Genomic DNA, 3,801 nt, shown 5'->3' on the forward strand with positions numbered 1-3,801 from the left:
TCTGGCAGTTTGTGACTGAAATTGATGGTGCAGCTGCGGATGATCAATTTGGTTATTCGGTGGCGTTAAGTGGTGATGGTAGAACCTTAAGCGCTGGTGCAGTAAATAGTGATACGGTCAATGGCACAGATAGTGGTCGTGTGAGTACGTATCGCTTAGATTTTTCAGGACGGGTGTTAAACTTCACTGAAAATGATAGCGCAACGGTGATTGATAGCACCTTGGCAATCAATGATGGTGATGATACCCAGATTCAATCTGCGGTGGTGACGATTAATAGCAATTATGCTAATGGTGAAGATGTTTTAAGCTTTACACCAGTAGGCAATATCACAGGATCATTTAATGTAGGTACTGGTGTATTATCATTAAGTGGCGCAGATACATTAGCCAATTATGAGCTGGCATTGCGCTCAGTCAAATATCAAAACACTTCTGAGGCACCGTCTGTGTTAGCGCGTGGTATTACCTTTACGGTATTTGATGGCAATGATAATTCCAATGTGATTAATGCAGTGGTTAATGTGACCTCAGTGCCTGATGTTCCGGTATTAACTGGAGGCGTGACGATTGCTTATACTGAAAATGATGCCGCAAAAGTCATTGATAACACCTTGGCGATTAGTGATATAGATGATACGCATCTTGAGCGGGCAACCATTACCATCAGTAATAACTTTACGATGGCTGAAGATATTTTGGGCTTTACCGATACAGCGACGATTAAAGGATCTTATAACATTATCAGTGGTGTGTTGACCTTAGTGGGGCATGATACTTTGGCAAATTATCAAGCGGCGTTACGTAGTGTCACGTATCAAAACACGTCAGATACGCCAAATACTGCCGCACGAACAATTAGCTTTGTGGTCAATGATGGTGATGTTGATTCTGTGAGTGTAGACAGTACGATCAATCTAAGCGCGGTTGCCGATGCACCTGTTTTTGTGAATAAAGACATTACAGTGAGCGAGCTTAACACCTTTATTGCCTCAGATGCAGCAGTGGCTGATTTATTTGGTTCATCGGTTGCGATGTCAGGTAATGTGGTGGCAATTGGTGCTGAGTTTGAGGATAGTGGTGCGTTAAATACAAATGGTGCGGTGTATGTTTATCGTTTTGATGGCAGCAACTGGGTTGAAACGAAACTGCTTGCCAGTGATGCGACCAGTAATGCGCAATTTGGTGCGCGGGTAGCACTGGATGGCGATATGCTATTTGTCTCTGCAAAACGTGATAATGGCAATAGAGGTGCGGTATATATATTTAAATATGATGGTAGCAACTGGGTTGAAACACAAAAGATTGTACCTGTTGATATTGCTGCTAGTGATGAGTTTGGTATTAGCCTTGCCCAGTCTGGCAATACGTTGGTGGTAGGGTCATCTGGAGATGATGATAATGGCAGTAGTTCTGGTTCAGCTTATGTATATCGCTATGATGGTCAAACGTGGACACTTGAGCAGAAATTAAATGCCAGTGATGGTGCGGCAAATAACCGCTTTGGTTCTAGTGTTGCTATCAGTGATAACGCCATTGCAATATCAGCAAGTGTTGGGTTAACCAAGACAGGGCTTGTTTATGTTTACCGTTTTAATGACACGACGGATATGTGGGATGAGGAGCAAAAAATCAGTGTTGGTGATGTTACTCAAACCAGTAATATAAACTATAACATCGCCATGGATAAAGATGTCATTGTGCTTGGTAGTGGTGATGCAAGTATAGCGGCATCTGCTGGAGCGGGTGCTGTTTATATTTATCGATTTAACGGTGTTAGCTGGGCACAGGAGGTCATGCTGACTGCCCAAACTCTAGTTGCGAATGGTAATTTTGGATTTTCTGTTGCGATAGAAGGTGAAACAGTGATTGCCTCACACAGAAACAACCCTACAGAGGCATTGGTTTATCGCTATTTGGAAGGCAGTTGGCTGCTATTAGAGAGCTTCAAAGGAAGTGATACACTCGATAATGATGGTTTTGGCGGTAGTTACGGTACTATTGTGATTGACAATGGTCGAGTATTAGTTGGTAACTCAGCTAAAGATGTCTCAGGCTTAAGCAGCGCTGGTAAGGCTTACTTGTTTGATCTACCTGCTAATAGTAATTTAGGCACTCTTGCCGCAATTACGGTAACTGAAGGCGATCCAGCATATAATATTGCGACCTTAACAAACGCCTTTGTTGTGATAGATGTTGATACGGCAAACTTTAATGGTGGTAATTTAACATTAGTAAATACGAGCAATAGTGAGGATCATTTTAGCATTGAGAATCAGGGCACGGGCACTGATCAAATCGGTGTCAGCGGTACGGATGTCAGTTTTGAAGGGAATATTATTGGTAGCATTGTGAGTAATGGTAGTGCAGGGAATAATCTGGTGGTTAATTTTACGAGTGTTAATGCCACAGATGCTGCGGTGAGAGCATTGGTTAAAGCGATTCAATATACTAACTCATCCATAACTCCAGCAGCACAGCGTACGATTACGATTACAGTCAATGATGGTGATGGCGCGACAAGTAGTGCGTTAACACAAGAGATTAATGTAACAGGTGTGAGTATTGCGCCTGTTGTCGTGGCTGGTGGCACGTTAAATTATACGGAAAATGACGCAGCCAGTGTGATTGATGGTGCAATTACGGTGAGCGACGCTGATGATACCAACCTTGAAAGTGCAACCATTTCAATTACGGGTAACTTTGCGACAGGACAAGATGTGCTTGGATTTGTAGATACTGCTAATATCACGGGAAGCTTTAATGCAGGAACTGGGGTGTTAACCCTAACAGGTACTGACACGCTTGCCAACTATCAGGCGGCATTACGCAGTGTGACGTATCAAAACACGTCTGATAATCCAAGCACCTTAGCACGAACAATTAGCTTTGTCGTTAATGATGGAGATGTTGACTCAAGTGCGGTGACAAGTACGATTAATGTGACAGCAGTGAATGACGCACCAGTTGTGGTGGCAGGAGGTACGTTAAGCTATACCGAGAATGACTCTGCCAGTGCCATTGATGGTGCGATTACCGTGAATGATGCGGATGATACCAATATCGAAAGCGCAACCATTACCATTAGCAATAATTATGTTAATGGTGAGGATATCTTAGCATTTGCAGATACTGCTAATATCACGGGAAGCTTTAATTCAGGAACTGGTGTGTTAACCTTAACCGGTAGTGATACAGTCGCTAATTATCAGGCAGCATTACGTAGTGTGACCTATCAAAACACGTCTGATAATCCAAGCACGTTAGCACGTACGGTGAGTTTTGTTGTTAGTGATGGTGATGTGAACTCAACAGCGGTGACAAGTATGATTAATATCACCGCGGTGAATGACGCACCGGTTGTGGTGGCAGGTGGTACGTTAAACTATAGTGAAAATGCGCCAGCCAGTGCCATTGATGCGGCACTTACTGTGAATGATGCGGATGATACCAATATAGAAAGCGCAAGTGTTACGATTAGCAATAACTATGTTAATGGTGAGGATATCTTAGCATTTGTGAATACTGCCAATATCAGCGGAAGCTTTAATGCAACAACAGGCGTGTTAACCTTAACAGGTAGTGATACAGTCGCTAATTATCAGGCAGCATTACGTAGTGTGACCTATCAAAACACGTCTGATAATCCAAGCACGTTAGCACGTACGGTGAGCTTTGTTGTTAATGATGGCGATGTCAACTCAACACCAGTCACCAGTACGATTAATATCACCGCGGTTAATGATGCTGCGGTAGTTACAGCTGGTGCGGTGTTAAGTTATACCGAAAACGACAGTGCCA

1 protein-coding gene is annotated in these 3,801 nt (G+C 43.1%); it reads left to right on the forward strand.

The features are described 5' to 3' along the window. A partial coding sequence (locus DNJ75_RS14395; protein WP_188618963.1) for a beta strand repeat-containing protein occupies positions 1 to 3,801 on the forward strand: 3,801 nt, incomplete at both ends.

It is taken from the genome of Cysteiniphilum litorale (assembly GCF_003428165.1).
GTDB lineage: Bacteria > Pseudomonadota > Gammaproteobacteria > Francisellales > Francisellaceae > Caedibacter > Caedibacter litoralis.